At 68.9% G+C, this 18,095-nt stretch carries 15 protein-coding genes; 8 read left to right on the top strand and 7 right to left on the bottom strand.

Annotation, left to right across the window (positions count from 1 at the left end; translation table 11 throughout):
• The first annotated feature begins 98 nt into the window (after positions 1-98).
• Complete coding sequence (locus tag E3T61_RS18045) at positions 99-560, top strand: MarR family winged helix-turn-helix transcriptional regulator (protein WP_134642238.1); 462 nt, start codon at positions 99-101, stop codon at positions 558-560.
• Between the two features lie 58 nt (positions 561-618).
• Here the strand turns inward: E3T61_RS18045 and E3T61_RS18040 are convergent, their stop codons facing one another.
• On the bottom strand, positions 619-2,145 hold the full coding sequence (locus E3T61_RS18040) for a helix-turn-helix transcriptional regulator (protein ID WP_134642237.1): 1,527 nt from the start codon (positions 2,143-2,145) through the stop codon (positions 619-621).
• Positions 2,146-2,322: 177 nt separating this feature from the next.
• On the opposite strand from E3T61_RS18040, the gene aceA reads away from it, so the two are divergent.
• The 3 genes from aceA to E3T61_RS18025 all read left to right on the top strand — a co-directional run bounded on the left by aceA (position 2,323) and on the right by E3T61_RS18025 (position 6,198).
• On the top strand, positions 2,323-3,738 hold the full coding sequence (gene aceA, locus E3T61_RS18035) for an isocitrate lyase (RefSeq protein WP_420898497.1): 1,416 nt from the start codon (positions 2,323-2,325) through the stop codon (positions 3,736-3,738).
• Between the two features lie 47 nt (positions 3,739-3,785).
• Positions 3,786-5,522, top strand: coding sequence for a malate synthase A (aceB, locus tag E3T61_RS18030; protein ID WP_134642236.1), 1,737 nt, complete (start codon positions 3,786-3,788; stop codon positions 5,520-5,522).
• A 133-nt stretch (positions 5,523-5,655) separates the two neighbouring features.
• Entirely contained in the window at positions 5,656-6,198 is a 543-nt protein-coding gene (locus E3T61_RS18025; protein WP_338145543.1) for a GNAT family N-acetyltransferase, read from the top strand.
• 147 nt (positions 6,199-6,345) lie between these two features.
• Here E3T61_RS18025 and E3T61_RS18020 read toward each other — a convergent pair whose 3' ends face one another.
• The 3 genes from E3T61_RS18020 to E3T61_RS18010 all read right to left on the bottom strand — a co-directional run bounded on the left by E3T61_RS18020 (position 6,346) and on the right by E3T61_RS18010 (position 10,795).
• A complete protein-coding gene (locus tag E3T61_RS18020; RefSeq protein ID WP_134642234.1) occupies positions 6,346-8,058 on the bottom strand; it encodes an HNH endonuclease signature motif containing protein in 1,713 nt (570 codons plus the stop codon).
• Between the two features lie 278 nt (positions 8,059-8,336).
• Positions 8,337-9,767: a cryptochrome/photolyase family protein gene (locus tag E3T61_RS18015; RefSeq protein WP_134642285.1), complete on the bottom strand. Its 1,431-nt coding sequence runs from the start codon at positions 9,765-9,767 to the stop codon at positions 8,337-8,339.
• Between the two features lie 29 nt (positions 9,768-9,796).
• Positions 9,797-10,795 carry an NADP-dependent oxidoreductase gene (locus E3T61_RS18010; RefSeq protein ID WP_241992663.1) on the bottom strand — a complete coding sequence of 333 codons (999 nt, stop codon included), beginning with the start codon at positions 10,793-10,795 and terminating at the stop codon, positions 9,797-9,799.
• Between the two features lie 430 nt (positions 10,796-11,225).
• On the opposite strand from E3T61_RS18010, the gene E3T61_RS18005 reads away from it, so the two are divergent.
• The 4 genes from E3T61_RS18005 (at position 11,226) to E3T61_RS17990 (ending at position 14,357) form a co-directional block, all read left to right on the top strand.
• Complete coding sequence (locus E3T61_RS18005; RefSeq protein ID WP_134642233.1) at positions 11,226-11,798, top strand: alternate-type signal peptide domain-containing protein; 573 nt, start codon at positions 11,226-11,228, stop codon at positions 11,796-11,798.
• Positions 11,799-11,867: 69 nt separating this feature from the next.
• A complete protein-coding gene (locus tag E3T61_RS18000) occupies positions 11,868-12,476 on the top strand; it encodes a hypothetical protein (RefSeq protein WP_134642232.1) in 609 nt (202 codons plus the stop codon).
• Positions 12,477-12,478: 2 nt separating this feature from the next.
• The gene (locus tag E3T61_RS17995; RefSeq protein WP_134642231.1) at positions 12,479-13,765 is read left to right on the top strand and encodes an RICIN domain-containing protein; all 1,287 of its coding nucleotides are present in this window, start codon (positions 12,479-12,481) and stop codon (positions 13,763-13,765) included.
• Between the two features lies 1 nt (position 13,766).
• Positions 13,767-14,357, top strand: coding sequence for a signal peptidase I (locus E3T61_RS17990; RefSeq protein ID WP_134642230.1), 591 nt, complete (start codon positions 13,767-13,769; stop codon positions 14,355-14,357).
• Here the strand turns inward: E3T61_RS17990 and E3T61_RS17985 are convergent.
• The 3 genes from E3T61_RS17985 to E3T61_RS17975 all read right to left on the bottom strand — a co-directional run bounded on the left by E3T61_RS17985 (position 14,345) and on the right by E3T61_RS17975 (position 18,095).
• Positions 14,345-15,016, bottom strand: a complete 672-nt coding sequence (locus tag E3T61_RS17985; protein ID WP_174777046.1) for a YqaJ viral recombinase family protein — start codon at positions 15,014-15,016, stop codon at positions 14,345-14,347. The two genes, E3T61_RS17990 and E3T61_RS17985, sit on opposite strands and share 13 nt — an antisense overlap.
• Positions 15,017-15,118: 102 nt before the next feature.
• Positions 15,119-16,990 (bottom strand): glycoside hydrolase family 2 protein, encoded by a 1,872-nt coding sequence (locus tag E3T61_RS17980; RefSeq protein ID WP_134642228.1) that lies wholly within the window; start codon positions 16,988-16,990, stop codon positions 15,119-15,121.
• 79 nt (positions 16,991-17,069) lie between these two features.
• On the bottom strand, positions 17,070-18,095 hold the full coding sequence (locus tag E3T61_RS17975) for a LacI family DNA-binding transcriptional regulator (protein WP_134642227.1): 1,026 nt from the start codon (positions 18,093-18,095) through the stop codon (positions 17,070-17,072).

Raw genomic sequence — 18,095 nt, 5'->3', positions numbered from 1 at the left:
AGTCGGCTGGGCCGTGGGCGCCGGGCTGCCTAGACTGGTAGTTGCAAGCGCGTTGTACTTGCGTTTTTAGCTGGAGTCGGGTCGAGGGAGCAGCACGGATGAGCATCGAAGACGACGCCGTCGAGATTCGGGCGCAAGGCTGGCGTACCCTTGCCGCCCTGCACGGCCGAATCGAGACCGTGCTGGAGCGCGCCCTGCAGGCCGGCTTCGACCTCTCGGTGGTGGAGTTCACGGTTCTGGATGCCCTCAGCCGCCAGCACGGCTGGCACATGCGGATGCAGCAGCTCGCGCGGGCCGCGGCGCTGTCGAGCAGTGCCACGACCCGCCTGGTGAACCGGTTGGAGGACCGGGCGCTGCTCACGCGCATCCTCTGCGCTGATGATCGGCGCGGCATCTACACCGAGCTCACCGAGGCCGGCAAAGCACTGCTGGCCCGGGCCCGCCCGGTCTACGACGACGCGCTCGCCGGCGCCCTGGCCGCCGCCGAGGAGGAGCCGGAGCTCGGCCCGCTCGTGGACGCCCTACACCGCCTGCCCGACCTGGCCCGCGCCTCGGCCTGACCCCGCCCGCATCCTCTCGAACTCGAGGAATCAACTCGGCGCGGGCGAGCCGGGCACCTCAGGCGGGGGAGTGCGCCTCGAGGAACTCGTAGACCTCAGTGGGGTCGACACCGGGAAAGGTGCCCGTTGGCAGGGCGGCGAGCAGACTCGTGGGGGTGCGGGCCACCGGCCAGGACTGGCCCTCCCACCGACCGGAGAGCGTGTCGGGCGCCCGCCGGCAGCAGGACTCATCCGGGCAGCTGGACACCGCACGGTTGGTGGTCTCCCGGCCGCGGAACCAGTTGACGTGCGTGAACGGCACGCCGACGCTCACCGAGTAGTCGCCTTCCTTGGCCTTCTCGATGCGTGAGGTGCACCAGAAGGTGCCCGACGGCGTATCGGTGTACTGGTACCAGGGGCTGAACCGGTCCGGCACATCGAAGACCGTGCGAGCGGTCCAGCTGCGACAGACCGTGGAGCCCTCCACGGCGCCGAGGGCGTCGCTGGGGAACTGCACGTCGTCGTTCTCGTAGGCCTTGATGATGGTGCCGGACTCGTGCACCTTCATGAAATGCACCGGGATGCCCAGCCTGGCCGTGGCCAGGTTGGTGAAGCGGTGCGCGGCGGTCTCGTAGGACACCGAGAAGGCATCCCGCAGGTCTTCGAGCGAGATCCGGCGGGCGGCTTTGGCGTCGTTCAAGAGGCGCAGGGTGTCGGTTTCGGGCAACAGGATGGCTGCGGTTAAGTAATTGGTCTCCACCCGCTGTCGCAGAAAGTCGGCGTAACTTTCCGGTTCGGAGTGGCCGCAGAGGTGGCTGGCGAAGGCTTGGAGGATCGGGGAGCGACTGTCGCGGGACGCTGACTGCTCGGTGGGCAAGTAAATTCGGCCGTTGCGCTTGTCGGTCACCGACCGGGTGGAGTGCGGCAGGTCGCCGACGTAGTGCAGCGAGAAGCCGAGGTGGGCAGCCATGTCGGCGACCACCTGGTGCGAGACCGGGCCGCCGGAATGCCCGACGGCGGTGAGCAGTTCGAGCGCCTGCGCCTCGAGGTCGGGGAAGTAGTTGTCCCGCTCGCGCATCTCGGCGCGCAGCTGGGCATTGGCGCGCCTGGCCTCCTCCGGGGTGGCCGCCCGTTCCCGGTGCAGCCGTTCGATCTCGTTGTGCAGGGTGAGGATGGTCTGCAGGGTCTCGTCGGGTTGGCCGGGGCCGACCCGGAACCGAGGCAGCCCGAGGGCCGTGAATACCGGCCCGCGCTGGGCCCGTTCGACGGCGATCTCCAGCGCCGCCCGCGGGGTGGGCGCATCGGTGCGCAGCAGCTCGTCGACGGAGGTGTCCAGGGCCGCGGCGATCAGCCGCAGCATCGACAGCCGCGGCTCACGTTTGCCGTTCTCGATCATCGAGATCTGCGAGGGTGCCCGGTCGACGGCCGCGGCGAGGGTGTCAAGGGTGAGTCCGAGCCGGTGCCGCCGATCCCGGATGCGACGCCCGAGGGTGAGCGCGTCGAGGCCGGTTTCGCCCGGGTCGGCGGCGCCGGGCGTGCTGGTCGGGGCAGGCGCCGGACGGGTGGGCGCGGCGGCGGACGAGAAGCTGGGATCGACGGTGACCATCTGCTCATGGTCACATGCGGCGATTGTTCACACAACCGGAAGAACAGGATTTCTTCTTCGGAACGAGCCAGGGGTGCGGGCGATGGCGCGCCGCAGAGTGGGTGCACACACCAGATCCGCCCCGCACTATTTGGCCCGCACTATTTGGCCCGCACGATCCGCCCCGCACGATCCGCAATGACGCAGACCGAGGAGAACACCATGACGCACCCCGCCGCATCAGGACACAACGCATCAGGCACCCCCAAATCCGGCCCCACCGGCGCCCGGCCCGGCGATCAGACTCAGACGGCCGCAGAACTCGCCCTGGAGTGGGCCGCCGACCCGCGCTGGGAGGGTGTGCGTCGCGACTACACCGCCGAGGACGTAATCGCGCTGCGCGGTGCGGTGCGGGAAGAGCGCACCCTGGCCCGCCGCGGCGCCGAGAAGCTCTGGGAGCTCATCCACCAGAACGGCACCCCGGAGAACCCGGAGTGGGTCGCCGCGCTCGGCGCCCTCACCGGCAACCAGGCCGTGCAGCAGGTGCGCGCCGGGCTCAAGGCCATCTACCTGTCCGGTTGGCAGGTCGCGGCCGACGCCAACCTGTCCGGCCAGACCTACCCCGACCAGTCGCTCTACCCGGCGAACTCGGTGCCCGCCGTGGTGCGGCGCATCAACAACGCGCTGCTGCGCGCCGGGCAGATCGAGGGCTCGGAAGCGGTCGCATCCGGGGCCGACGCCACGAACAACGGCACCGGCATCGACTGGATGGCGCCGATCGTGGCCGACGCCGAGGCCGGCTTCGGTGGCCCGCTGAACGCCTATGAGCTGATGGCGTCGATGATCGAGGCCGGCGCGGCGGGCGTGCACTGGGAAGACCAGCTGGCCAGCGAGAAGAAGTGCGGCCACATGGGCGGCAAGGTGCTCGTGCCCACCGGTCAGCACATCCGTACCCTCAACGCGGCCCGGCTGGCGGCGGATGTCGCGGGGGTGCCCACGATCATCATCGCGCGCACCGACTCGCTCGCGGCTACCCTCATCACGAGCGACATCGACGAGCGCGACCGGGAATTCCTCACCGGTTCCCGCACCGCCGAGGGGTTCTACGACACCGCGAACGGACCCGATGTGGTCATCGCCCGCGGCCTGGCCTACGCGCCGTACGCCGACCTGCTCTGGGTGGAGAGCAGCGAGCCCGACCTCGCACTCGCCCAGCGCTTCGCCAAGGAGATCCACGCCCAGTTCCCCGGCAAAAAGCTCGCCTACAACTGCTCGCCGTCGTTCAACTGGAAATCCCACCTCAACGACGAGCAGATCGCGGTGTTCCAAAAAGAACTCGCCGCCTGCGGTTACGCGTTCCAGTTCATCACGCTGGCCGGCTTCCACGCCCTCAACCACTCCATGTTCACCCTGGCCAAGGACTACTCCGAGCGTCAGATGAGCGCATACGTCGACCTGCAGGAGGCCGAGTTCGCCTCGGAGGCCGACGGCTACACCGCCACCCGCCACCAGCGGGAGGTGGGCACCGGCTACTTCGACCGGATCGCCACCGCGCTCAACCCCACCAGCGCCACCCTCGCGCTGGCCGGTTCCACCGAGGCTGAGCAGTTCTAACCGGCCTCGCCACAGACATCCGTATCGCTTCGAAGGAGAACACGATCATGACAACACCACCGCTGTCGACGGCGCCGAGCCCCGTGACCCGCACGCAGAGCGCCCCACGCCCTGCCCGGGCGTTCGGCGAGACCAGTACCGGCAGCTTCGCCACCATCCACCCGCACCTCGAGGTCACCGGAACTCTCGGCGACCGTTACGACGAGGTCCTCACGCCGGCGGCCCTCGAGTTCCTCGCCGAGCTGCACGACAGGTTCGCCGGCACCCGGCACGACCTGCTGGCCGCCCGACTGCAGACCCGGGTGGATGCCGCGAACGGCCGGGACCCCCGTTTCTTGCCCGAGACCGCGCATATCCGGGATGATCCCTCCTGGCGGGTGGCCGGGCCTGGCCCCGGCCTTCAGAACCGCCGGGTGGAGATCACCGGACCGACCGACCGCAAGATGGCCATCAACGCGCTGAACTCCGGTGCGGCGGTGTGGCTGGCCGACCAGGAGGACGCCACCAGCCCCACCTGGGCCAACGTGATCGAGGGCCAGCTCACCCTGATCGATGCCGTGCGTGGCACGCTGTCGTACGACGGCCCTGATGGCAAGGCGTACCGGGTCACCGGTGCCCCGTCCGGCCGGCAGGATGGTGCGACGCCCGGGTCCACGCCGACCATCGTCATGCGGCCGCGCGGTTGGCACCTGGTGGAGAAGAACCTCACCTTCGTCGACCGGGCCAACCGACGGATGCCGGCATCCGGCAGCCTGGTGGACTTCGGCCTCTACGCGTTCCACAACGCGCACAAGCTGATTGAGAACGGCAGCGGCCCGTACTTCTACCTGCCCAAGCTGGAGACCCACCTCGAAGCGCGGCTGTGGAACGACATCTTCAGCCACAGCGAAGACCACCTGAACCTCGGGCACGGCACCATCCGCGCCACGGTGCTGATCGAGACCATCCAGGCCGCGTTCGAAATGGACGAGATCCTCTACGAGCTGCGTGACCACTGCGCGGGCCTGAACGCCGGCCGGTGGGACTACATCTTCAGCATCATCAAGACCTTCCGCGCGAGGGGCCGCCGGTTCGTGCTGCCAGACCGCAGGGAGATCACCATGACGGTGCCGTTCATGCGGTCGTACACCGAGCTGCTCGTGGCCACCTGTCACCGACGGGGCGCGTACGCGATCGGTGGGATGAGCGCCTTCATCCCCAACCGGCGCGACCCGGCCGTGACCGAGCGAGCACTGGAACAGGTTGCCGCCGACAAGCGCAGGGAGGCCGGCGACGGCTTCGACGGCACCTGGGTGGCGCATCCGGACCTCATCCCCACCGCCAGGGCCGAGTTCGATGCCGTGCTCGGCGACCGGACCAACCAGCTGGACCGCACCAGGGACGAGGTGCATGTCACCGCTGCCGACCTCCTGGATGTGGCGTCGGCCGGTGGCCAGATCACCGAGGCCGGGGTGCGCGACAACGTGCGTATCGCTCTTCGGTACATCGAGTCCTGGCTGCGCGGCGTGGGTGCGGCGGCCATCGACAACCTGATGGAGGACGCCGCGACGGCGGAGATCTCCCGCTCCCAGATCTGGCAGTGGATCCACGACAATTCGGTGCTCGACGATGGCCGCCGGATCGACGCGGAGTGGGTGGCCGGGCTGGTCGCTGAGGAGATGGCGGCGCTGCCGCGCACGACCGGAGACCGGTTCGACGACGCCCTCGAAGTGTTCCGGTCCTCGGCACTCGAGGCCGATTTCCCGACCTTCCTCACCGTCGCCGCATACGCCCGCTACCTGTAGGCGCCCGGCACACACAATCGGCCCCGTCGGCACCCCGACGGGGCCGTTTGCGCGCCGGGAAACCTGCTGCGAAGCTGGGATGGTGACCGAGACCACCCCGCCAGCTCCCATGCCCGATCGCCCGGATCGGCAGGTGACGATCCGCCCGGCCCGACCCGATGAGGCCGCGGCGCTCGCCGAACTGGCGGCCGCCACCTTCGCCCTGGCCTGCCCGCCGCACACCAGCGCCGACGCCATTGCCGCGTTTCTCACGCATGTGCTCGCGCCGGCCAACTTTGAGACCTTCCTCGCCGACCCCGACCGACTTCTCCTCGTCGCTGAGGCCTCCGGCGGAGAGGAACCACGCGGACTCCTGCTGGGCTACACGATGCTGGTCTTCGGCGAGCCCCACGACGCGGATGCCGCCGCCGCGATTCGTATTCGCCCGACCGCCGAACTCAGCAAATGCTACGTGCGCGCCGAGGCGCACGGAAGCGGCACGGCCGCCGCCCTGATGGCGGCCACGCTCGATGCCGCACGGGAGCGCGGAGCGGCGGGCTCCTGGCTCGGGGTGAACCAGGAGAACGTGCGTGCCCTCCGTTTCTACGGCAAGCACGGCTTCGAACAGGTGGGCATCAAACGCTTCCTGGTGGGCGAGCGTTACGAAGACGACTACGTGCTGGAGCGCGCCCTCTAGCGATTCGAGAGCTGACTACGCGTGGGGCATCTCCGTTGGCCAAGCTTGTCGACGTGTGCTGCGCATCTCGAAGTGCTTGTGCTGAGCGCGTCCTATGTTCTTGTGCTGGGTCTGTCGAAGTAGATCTCGTGACGTGCCCGTGTGTGGCTAGAACGGCGGGTTCTCGGGCACCGGTGGTGTCGGTGTACGGGTCGGTCGGGGCCGCGGCGGCATCAGGTAGCTCTCTTCTGCGGGTCGTTTCCGGGTTTTGGGACCCACCACCGGTGCTTGGGGTCGGGGTGGTCCCATGGGGTTGGCCGGGTCGGTGCGGTAGCCGCGTTTGCCGGGGGAGGTCCAGAGCAGAATCCCGCCCGGTTCCTGGGTCACCTGCCACTGCGAGAGGTGCTTGAGTCGGTGGTGCGGTTCGCAGAGATGGGCGAGGTTGTCGCAGTCGGTCTTCCCGCCGCCGGCCCAGTCTTCGGTGTGGTCGACGTCGGACTTCACCGCGGGCCTTGAGCAGCCGGGGAACCGGCAGGTTTCGTCGCGCACCCGCAGCCACTTCTTCATGGCTTTGGTGTTCTTGTGCTGGGTCTTGCCCAGCGAGAGCACGACGCCGGTTTCCGGGTGGGTGAGCAGCCGGGTGAAGCTCGGGGCGTGTCCGGCGATCTGCCGGGCGACGTCGGGGGATATCGGCCCGTACCCTTCGAGGGTGGCGGGTTCCTCGTCCAGGCCGAGGAGGGTGAGCACGGGCACGGTGATCATCACCGTGCCGCGGATCCCGGCGCCCATTCCGTCCGGGGTGATGCCGTCCAGCAGCAGGGCGCGGGTGATGTCGGCGCGGAGTTGGTCGAGGGTGCGTTTCTGCTCCTCCGCGTCCTCTTCAGCACCCGCAACCGCGCCCGCTTCCGTGCCTGTCGCCGCGCTCGCGTCCGCGCCTGCCCGTGCGCTGGCTTCTCCGGCCGCGGCGCCGGCCCGCGTGGGGTCGCCAAGTTTCTTCAGGCTCGTCGCCATGGTGTTGATCCGGTCGTAGGCGGCCTTGGTGTCGTGCGCGGTTCCGTACCAGTGCAACCAGCCCATCCCGTCCGGCGCCGCCTCCCACCGGCTGTGGCGTTCGGCGAGGGCGTTGGTGGTGCGGGTCACGATGGATTCCGGGTGCAGTCGTTCCCGGAGTCGGCGGGCCCGGTCGGTGAATCGGGCGACCGGGAGTCGTTTCGCGTCCGGCAGGACTTTCTCTTCGAAGGCTTCCTGGTCTTCGGCGGGCAGGGTGCGCATCTGGTCGATGAGCACGGTGGCGTGCCGGTAGCTGATCTCACCACTGGAGAGCGCCTCGAACGTCGCGGGGGCCGACAGGAGCCAGAGCGACTGCTCCATCAGGTGTTCCACCGTGCGTTCGTGCATCCGGAGCAGGCACGCGGTCTCGCTCACGATGGTGCGGCGGGCCACTTCCCGGTCCTCCCACCGGCCATACGCGGCCGCGCGGGCCTGATCCTCGGTGAGGGTCGCCGCGTCCAGGTCGGCCAGCCGGATGCTTTCCGGGTTGCCGTGCAGCCGGGAAGACACCTGCGGGTCCTCGCTCCAGCACTGCAGCTCCACAAGGAATTCGGCCTGCCGGGCCTGCGCGTGGGCGATGGCCCGGGCCTCGGCCGCGATCAGTGCGGTGCGGCGGGCCAACTCCGAACAGACCAACTCGTCCAGGGCTGGATTGGGAACATAGGCCTCACGATCAGCGGGTTCAGTCGGGCCGGGTTCAGTCGGGCCGGGTTCAGTCGGGCCGGGTTCGGCCGGGCCGGGTTTAGTCGAGCCTGGTCCGGTCGAGCCGGGTTTAGTCGAGCTGGGTTCAGGCGGGGCAGTCTCGGCCGGCTGGGCCGAGGCCGCTGGCATCGACCGAGATTCGGCAGGGGAGACGGCGGGCGGGGTGTTGCCAGGTGGAGCGGACTCCGGAGAGCAATGGTCATCATCCGGAGCGGGCGGTGTTGCCTGGTCGGGGTTACTCATAATGAGATCGTCTCACCTGCCACTGACACTGCCCCCGCCCGCGGGCACACCCCAGACGACCCATCCGCGAACCGTGAGAAAAGCACCAAAAATCGCGGAACTACGGTGCTTAACTCACAGTTCGCGGGCTCGACGGGCTCGACGGGCTCGGCGGGCTCGGCGGACTAGGAGGACGGGCGGGCGGCCTTTACGTGCTCGTAGGCGGCCAGGGCGGCGCGCCGGGTCTCGCCGAGGTCGACGAGGGGCTGTGGGTACGACGGTGTGCCCCACTCCGGCACGTTCTGGCGCACGTACTCGTTGGCAGGGTCGAACTTGTCCGCCTGCAGCTCGGGGTTGAACACCCGGAAATAGGGCGCCGCATCCGCCCCGGAACCGGCCACCCACTGCCAGCCGAACGGGTTGCTGGCCGGGTCGGCGTCGACGAGGGTGTCCCAGAACCATTTCTCGCCCTCGCGCCAGTCGATGAGCAGGTTCTTGATCAGGAACGACGCCGTGACCATGCGCACCCGGTTGTGCATGCTGCCGGTGCGCCACAACTCGCGCATGCCCGCATCCACCAGACGGAAGCCGGTGCGGCCCTGCTGCCAGGCCGAGAGTGCGACCTTGTCGAGCGGGGGCCAGGGGAACGCGTCGAAGCCGGGGCGCAGATTGGCGGTGGCCAGATCGGGTGCGTGGAAGAGCACGTGGTAGGCGAATTCGCGCCAGCCCACCTCGGTGAGGAAACGGGTGGCGCTGGTGGCGGCCGCGCCGCTGAGGCCGCGGCGGGCGATGTCGGTGGCGTGCCAGATCTGGTGCGGGCTGATCTCTCCCCAGCGCAGGTACGGCGAGAGCCTCGAGGTGGCCTGCTGCGCGGGCAGGTCGCGCTCGGTGCCGTACTTCGGCAGGGACTCGTCGAGGAAGGCCGCCAGCAGCTGCTGGGCGGCGGCCTCACCGGGCGTCCAGGCCTCGCGCAGGCCGCCGGCCCAGTCCGGGTGGCTGGGCTGCAATTCCCACGACGCGAGGTCGTCACCGGGTAGAGCGGGTGCGGCGTCGGTGAGCTCCGCCGGCGCCGGGTAGGGCGCCCGCGGCGGTGGCCCGGCGGTGCACGCCCGCCAGAACGGGGTGAACACCGTGTACGGCGTGCCGCCTCCGGTGCGGATGGTCCACGGTTCGAACAGGAGCGAGCCGGCGAAGCTGTGCGCCACGACGCCGGAGTCGGTGAGGCCGGTCTTGATGCGAGTGTCCACCTCGCGCTCTGCCGCACCGTACCGGCGGTTCCAGAACACAGCGCCGGCGCCGAGCTCCTCGACGAGTTCGCCGATCACGGCCTCGGCCGCGCCGCGGCGCAGCACCAGCCGGCCACCGAGCGCCGCGGCGTCGGCGGCGAGCGAGACCAGGCTCTGGTGCAGCCACCAGCGCGCGGCACCACCGAGCGGGCGGATGCCGGGGGAGACCTCGTCGAGCAGGTAGACCAGGGCGATCGGTCGGCCGCGTTCGAGCGCCGCGGTGAGGGCGGGGTTGTCGCCCAGTCGCAGGTCGTCACGCAGCCAGACCAGCGAGGGCCCGTCGGGATGGGCCGGGGCCGGGCCTGTCGAGGCCGTACCTGTCGAGGCCAGGCCGGAGGCAGCGGACCCGCCGGTCACGCTCACGCCGCGCTTTCGTCGGCGTCGGAAACCCGCAGCACGATCTTGCCGCGGGTGTGTCCACCCTCGAGGGCCCGGTGAGCGGCAGCGCCCTCTTCGAGGTCGAAGACTGAGTCGATGTTCACCCGCACGCTACCGTTGTCGATCAGCGCCGTGATGGTGTCGAGCACCCGGGCGTCTGCGGCGACCTTGTAGCCAGTCGCGCGCACCCCGGCGGCGGCTGCCTCGGCCTGCATGGTGGGCCAGCTGCCGGTGGGGGCGTTCACGAGCAGGCCGTCGGGCCGCAGCGTCGCGAGCGACCGGGTACCGGTGGCGTCGTGCACGTTGCCGATCAGGTCGATCACGCTGTCGAGGCCCGAGAGCGTCTCTTCGAACCGGGTCGTGCTGTAGTCGATCACCTCGTGCGCGCCAAGGCGGTGCAGGAACTCTACCGAGGCGGTGGAGCCCGTCGCGGTGACGTGGGCGCCCAGGTGCCGGGCGAATTGCACGGCGAAGTGACCGACGCCGCCGCTGCCGGCGTGGATGAGCATCCGTTGGCCGGGTGCCGCGCCGGCGAGGGTCACCATGCCCCAGGCGGTCATGGCGGCCAGCGGGATGCCGGCGGCCTCGATGTGACTCACGGCGACGGGCTTGCGGGCCACGGACAGGCTCGACACCACCAGGTATTCGGCGTAGCTGCCCGCGATGCGGGGCGGCCGGGCCATGCCGTACACCGCGTCGCCGGGCTGCAACGGGAAGGTGTCGTAGGGAGCGCGCACGACGATGCCGCTGAAGTCGTTGCCGAGCACCGTGGGGTAGCCGCCGATCGCGGGCGCGGCGCCGGAGCCGGCCCTGGTCTTCGCGTCGATGGGGTTGATGCCGGCGGCCACCACACGCACGAGGAGTTCGTCGCTCACCGCGGCGGGCAGCGGCAGCTCGGCGAGGTGTAATTCCTCGGGACCGCCGGTGCGGTCGATGACGAGGGCGCGCATGTGGGTGGGCAGTACCGGGGAAATGGGCATGACCCTATTCTGTGGCACGGAGCCGACTGTGCGTCGGGACGCAGCGGCCGTTCGAGGTGCGCACCCGGCGCCGGTACGCCGGGACAATCGACGGGTCCGCCCCTCCGGTAAGCAGTTGTGACTCTCACTGGGGGTGCGAAATGCCCGGTTGTGCCCACAGCTGGGGGCGGGCTGCTCGCGGCGGCGGGATCTCGCGAACGTACGCTGGAGGAAGGAAGAGAAGCTCTGAATCTGATGGTTCAGCCCTTCTCTGGTACCTCACTCGCTGCAGTCGAACCCCAGCAGGCGCCGCTGCGACAGCGAGCTCTCCCAGGCAGCCGGAGTTTTCCGGCGCGGTCAGGCAGGTCTTTTTGCTGCCCACACCTTGTCACGCCCGTCCCGATTCCTGACAACGATTTGGCGCCGGCATGGGCGCCGCGAGAGGAAGATCATGAACAAGTTTTTGAAGGGCGGGATCGCCGGTGCCGTGGGCATCGTGCTCCTCCTTGGTGGCGCGGGCACCTTCGCGCTGTGGAATTCCAGTGCGAACACCGATGCCGGCACCATCGCCGCGGGCAACCTCTCGGTCGTCGCCTCCAGCACCGCCGGTTCCTGGACCGTCAATGGCAGCACGTCCCGCGCCACCATGACCGGATACAAGGTCGTCCCCGGCGATGTGCTGGTCTACAGCAAGACCATGAGCATCATCGCCACCGGCGACAACCTCGTGGCTACCCTGGGTATCACCCCGGCGTCCATCCTTGCGACCTCCACGAGCGCGCCGGCCGATGTGGCGCTGGCCGCGTACCTGACCAAGACCGCCACACTGACGGCGACGGGAACGGGTATCTCCACAGGGTCGGCGCCGTACACCGTGACGGCGGGCGCTGCGGGGGTGTCCCAGGACATCTCGGTGGCCGTGACCATCACCTTCCCGAAGAGCACGACAGCCGGTTTTGAGAACGACACGAAGCTGGGCTCGGTGAACCTCAACGCATTGGCCGTCACCCTCACCCAGAAGTAGTCGTGTATCGGTGGTAGGAGCAGCCGTTTGCGGGGCCCAGACCCCGTGGGTGGCGGAAGGATGGTCGCAATGCAACGGGTGCGGAGGTCAGCCAGGCACGCTGCCGGCGGGCACGGCGGGCGCATGCGTTCGGCGGCCCTGCGCTGGCCGGCTGTGCTCTCGGCCGCGGGGTTGACCCTGGTCCTCCTCGCCACGTCGGAGATCGGGGGCACCGCCGCGTTCCTGAATGCCAGTGCGGCTGCGTCGCCTGCCGCCGCAGTGATCACCTCGGGAACGGCCGACCTGACGGTATCGGCGCTGTCATTGCCCGCGACAGCGCTCTACCCGGGGCTGACCTTGTACGGCGCGGTGACCGCCAGCAACACCGGAGATGTCCCGCTCACCCTCCGGGTATCCGGGCTCACCGTCACGGGCACGCCCACGAACGACCTCTCCACTTCACTGGTGGTCGGCATCGGTGCGGCCGGATCAACCGCCGCGTGCACCGCAGGCACTGTCGCGCCGGGCTGGAGCGGCTCCGTCGCCGCTCAGACTGCAGGTCCGGTAGGCGTGATCCTGCGCGCGGGTGCACCGCAGGTGCTCTGCGTGTCGGTGACACTGCCGCTGGCGGCTCCGGCCACGAGCCAGGGGCAGTCCGCGGCCAATGTCGGTCTGCGCCTGACCGGAATCGCGGACTAGCAATGCCTCGCATCAGACAGCACAGTTCCGGCGCGGCCGGTCTGGCCGTGCTGGCCGCCGCCCTGGCGGTGGCGCTTTCGGGCGCCGGGGTCGCCAACGCCAGCTGGACCACCCCGGAGAAACCGGTGGCGGGCAGCGTTGCCGCCGGCACCCTGAGGATCGAGCAGACGGGTCTTGGCGCCCTCACCAGGATCTACTCGTCGGGTGCGCTCAGCGCGACCGCGCCGGTCACCGTGCGCAATGTCGGCACCGTTCCCGCGCCGTACACCTTGAGCTTCGGAGCGCAGGCGGCGACAGCGCTCGCCGGTGCGGCGGATGTGCGCGTGTGGCCGGTGGCATCCGCGGCGCTCTGCACCGCGGCGGCGACCGCGGCAGGGCCGACCGGGAAGACCTGGCTCACCGTTGGGGCCGTCACCGGCACCCTTGCCCCTAACGCCGACGCCGTCTATTGCGTGCGCAGCTCGGTGAGCCAGTCGCAGCGCTTCGCTCTGGTGGGCGGAGATGTGACAGCCACGGCCTCGGCGGCTGCCAACCAGGGCAGCTGGACCAGCGCGGTAACCGCGACCACGGCCCAATCCGTCGCCGACACCCTCACCCCTGGCGTGCCCACGAAGACGGGTGACACCGACCGGAGCATCACGTTCACCTGGTCCGCGCCCGCTGACACCGTGGCCGTGACCGGGTACCAGATCTACCGGGACTCGGTGCTCGTGGGCTCGGTTGCGGCGGCCTCGCTCAGCTTCACCGATACGGGTCTGGTCATGGGAAAGGGGTACGTCTACACCGTGCGTGCCGCCCACGCGGCGACTCCAGTGGATCTGTCACCGGCTTCGCTATCGGCGAACCTGACGACGGGAGGGCTGAGCACGTCGAGCTGGTACGTAATCAGGAACACCGCTACCCAGCTCTGTCTTGACGCCGAGGGCGTCGGTACCGACTCGGGCACGGCGCTGATCGACTATTCCTGCAACGGAGGGACCAACCAGTCCTGGAAATTCACGCAAACAGGGGCGTACTACCGGGTCGCCGGCCGGCACGCGCCGACACTGTTCTGGGATAGTCCGACCCTCGACCGGTCAATTCTGCGCCCATTCAACAGCTACGTCTATGCCCAGCAGTGGACCGTCACCCCGGTCACGGCGGGCAGCGGAACCGTCACCCTTCGCAACCGCAACAACAAGTGCCTCGACATCGGCGGCGGAATCACGGCCGACGGCAACAACCAGCTGAAGGTGGCCACCTGCGACGGTTCAGTGGACCAGGTCTTCACCCTCACGAACGGCGGCTGACATGCGTATGCATTTTGGTCGAAGCGCTCCCTCCGCGACTAGGACGGCCGGCTCCGGAATCTGGCACTGGATCGGCCAGGGCGTGAGCGCCGGCCTCCTGTTGCTCGTTCTGGGCTTGGCGCTGCTGGTCATCGTTCTTCCGAGGCTCACCGGCGCCATTCCGCTGACCGTTCTCACGAGCTCGATGGAGCCGGGGTTGCCGGCCGGCACCCTGGTCGTCATCCGCGCGGTGGCGGCGGATGACCTCGCGCTCGGCGACATCGTCACGTACCAGGTGCGATCCGGTGACCCCACCGTCATCACCCACAGGATCGTCGGCCTCACCCTCGCCGCGAACGGCGACCGCAGCTTCGTCTTGAAGGGGGACAACAACAGCCTTGCCGACCCGGATGCGGTCAGCGCCGCCCAGGTGCGCGGCCGGCTCTGGTACTCGGTGCCGTTGATCGGGCTGGTCAATAACGCAATTTCCGGCCAGGCGAAGGGTTGGGTCACGGCGGGAGGGGCCGCGCTGCTGTTCGGCTACGCGGGGTTCATGATCGTCGGAGGCATCGGTGACGCCCGGTCACGACGCGCGGCGGTTCAGCGACCGTAGTCGTAGGGCGGCGGCCCGGCGGCGCGCTCACGTTCGCGCTGGTGGTTGAGCAGGTCGATCAGCTGGTCGGCGAATCCCACCAGAATGCTGATCTGGTCATCGTCACGGTCGATCCACCGGCACTCGGGAACGGCGGAGCGGGGCACGAAGTTGTCGTGTTCCTCCCACACCAGCAGGGTGCGGTCGGCGCCGAGCACGTACTGCTGCCACCAGATCTGACGCAGGTATGAGCGGGGGATGCTGCGCCAGGGCTTGCTGGTGGTCTTGATCTCGGCGAGCTCGAACACCCCGTTGCCGGCAAGGCCCAGACCGTCGGGAGTGGCCAGGTGGCGGGGCTGCTCCGCCGCGTGGAACAGGTTGGTGCTCGGTTCGATGCCGTAGTTCGCCAGCACCCAAGCCGCGATCTCCGGCTCCCTGGCGCGGCCGTGATCGGTGTACGGGTTGCCGCTGAAACCGCTGCCGTTGATCTTCTCCCTGGCCGCGGTGTGCACCGATTTCTCCGTGGCGAGCTTGGCGACATCCGTGGCGGTGATGCCCTGGCTGCGAGCCCGCAGCCAGGCGACCCGGTCGGTGGAATCGGCCACGATGCGCGACAAGTGGGAATGCGCGGCCGGCGCCGGGGGCTGCTGTACGAGTAATTCGGCAGACTCCTCGCCCAGGTCGAACAGGGCGAGCAGGTTGTGGGGCACCTGCCTATTCTGCCGCACCGCTGAGCCGCCGCTGTCGTGGCGGGCCGAATAACGAAGGACCGGGCGCCGGATCTAGTCGAGCGCGGGCGTCGCGGGCGCACTCTGCGTGACAATGGCACGTAGGTGCCGCATCGGCGCCTTGGGCATCCGGTTCTCATCCAGCAACCCGTTGGTCTCCTGCAGAGTGTCGGTGAGCTGGGTGTAGCAGAATCCGGCGAGGAACGCACTGGTGTGGACGGCCGAAACGACGGCGTCCATCCGTTCGAGAAAATCGTCTGCGGTCTGCGCGCTCGAGTAGCCCCAGGCATCGCTGTCGGTGTACTGCGTGGCGAACGAGATGCCGCCGAATTCGGTGAGCATCACCGGTCGCTCCCCGATTTCCTGCCCGGGCAGCAGCAGGCGCCGGCCGGCGGGGCCGAGGTCGCCAAGCAGGGCGTGCTTGGCGTGCTCGTCGCTGTAGCGTTCTCGCAGGATGTCACCCGACGATTCGTAGTCGTGAACAGACAGGATGTCGGAGTCGATGTGCTCCCAGCCGTCGTTGGAGATCACGGGTCGGGAGGGATCCAGAGTCCGGGTGAGGGCCGCGAGGGCACGCGCATAGTTCTGTTGGGCAGGGTTGTGGGCGATGTGCTGCACGCCCCAGCTTTCGTTCAGCGGTACCCAGGTCACCAGGGAGGGATGGGAGAGGTCGCGCTCGATGACCTCGGTCCATTCCGCCAACATGCGCTGCACAGCCGTTGCGCCGAATTCGAAGGCCCCGGGGGTCTCACCCCAGACCAGGAGACCGAGCCGGTCGGTCCAGTAGAGGAAACGAGGGTCCTCGATCTTCTGGTGCACGCGGGTCGCATTGAAGCCGAGTTCCTTGATGAGCTCGACATCCCTGCGCAGCGCCTCGGGCGAGGGGCTGGCGAGGTGGGATTCGGGCCAGTAACCCTGTTGCAGCACCGATCGCACATAGTAGGGCCGGTCGTTCAGGAGAAACCGGCCCCGGGCGACGGCCGCGGAACGAAGCCCGAGATAGGAGTGCACGACGTCGACGGCCGTGCCCTGCACGTGCGAGGTGGAACCGGTGCGCACGGTCAGGGTGGCGTCGATCAACCGTGGGGACTCCGGGGTCCAGAGCAGTTCCTCGTAAGCCTGGCCGTTCATCTGAACGGGGACGGCGAGTGTGAAGCTCTGGGTCGTTGCGGTCACCGCGACAGTCGTGTCGGACAGGGGGACGCCGTCGAAGCTGAGGCTGAGCGAGACCGTGGTTCCGGGCGCGGGCCGGCGGCTGAGGTCGACCCGGACCCGGACGCTCGCGTTGGGCAGGTCGGGCACCCAGTGCACGAGTGTGACGGCAAGGGGGTTCGTGGATTCGAGCCAGACCGGCTGCCAGATGCCGCTGGTGCGGTGGTACCAAATGGAGTGCGGATCCACCCGCCAGTCCTGCTTGCCGCGCGGCTGCGTCACGTCGAGAGGATCGTCCTCCGCCCGCACCACGATGGTGTGCTCTGACAGACCGGACACGACGGCGTCGGTGATGTCGAAGCTGAACGGAGTGTGGCCGCCTTCGTGCTGCCCGAGGAAGGTTCCGTCGACCCACACGCTGGCGCGATAGTCGACCGCACCGAAGCGCACGTGCAGGCGCTGACCCGCGAAGAAGCCCGCCTCCGCCAGGTCGATATCGTCGAAGGTCCTTGAATACCAGGCCACCTTGTGAAATCCGGTGTCCTGGATGCCCGACGCGGCCGACTCGAAGGGGAAGGGAACCTGGATCTTCCGGTCGAACTGCGGGTCGGCAAACCACCGGGCAGTCAGGCCGATGTCGGCGTCGTCGAAGGCGAAGCCCCACTCCCCGGACAGCTCGGCCCAGGACGGGCGCACCAGCTGGGGGCGCGGGTAGCGCCCGTCCTGCTGGCTGGCGCGGAAGACGGCGGGCTCGAGGTCGACGCTGCTACTCATGTCACCCATAATGCACCGAATTTGCAGCGCTGTAAAACTGGATACTTGAAGTCGGGGACCGAATGGCCTCGCGGCCGGCTCAGGCCGGGGGTGCCGCCGGCGCGCTTTCCCTGATGACGAGGTCGAAATCGACCAGGCGGTGACGGCCCAGGCCGGTGTACCCGGCGATGCGCTCCTCGAGCATTTCGAGGGCGACCTTGGCCAGCGCGGGCATGTCGGGGGCGATCGTGGTCAGGCTCGGGAAGGTGACCGCTGCGAAGGAGATGTCGTCCCAGCCCACGACGGCCACATCGTCTGGAATGCGGATCCCGCGTTCTTGCAGTGCGCGCAGTGCGCCGATCGCGGCGAGGTCATCCCGGCACACCAGGCCGTCGAATCGGAGGCCCCGGTCCAGCGCCGCACCCACCGCGCGGGCCGCTTCGGCCGGAGCGATGGCACGGGTGGGGATGAGCAGGGACATGTCCACGTTCAGTCCGGACTCCTCGAGCCCCTGTTGGTAGCCGATCAGCCGTTGGGTGGAGGTGGCCGATTGCCCGGCCTCCTCGTGGCCCACGAAAGCAATCCTGGTGCGGCCGAGCGCGCTGATGTGGCGGGTGGCGCGGTTGGCGGCGGCGACGTTGTCGATCATCACGTGGTCGACGCCGATCGGCGCGGCGCCCTCGCCCAGCAGAACCATCGGGATATCGCCGCGGCGCTGGGCCACTTCGGTGGAAGTCATCATCGAGGGCTGGAAGAGCATGCCGTCGACGAGGCCGGCTTCACTGGACGAGAGGACGGCCCGTTCGCCTTCGATTGTTCCGGAGGTTTCCTCGAGCAGCAGCCTGTAGCCGGCACCCGTCGAGGCCGCTGCCGCTGATACCAGGCTCGCCAGCTCGGAGAAATAAGCCAACCGCACATCGGCGAAGGCGAGCGCGATCAGGCCGGTGCGTCCGGTGGCCAGGCGCCTACCGAGTGCGTTCGGCCGGTAGCCGAGTTCGTCGATGGCGCGTTGCACACGCTCGCGCATGGCGACCGACACGTTCGGATGCGCGTGCACCACGTTCGATACGGTCTTCATCGACACGCCGGCATGAGCGGCGACGTCCTGGAGTCGAACTCCGGCCAT

It is taken from the genome of Cryobacterium lactosi (assembly GCF_004403945.1).
Classification (GTDB): domain Bacteria; phylum Actinomycetota; class Actinomycetes; order Actinomycetales; family Microbacteriaceae; genus Cryobacterium; species Cryobacterium lactosi.
This window is presented reverse-complemented; position numbering and strand designations above follow the sequence as displayed.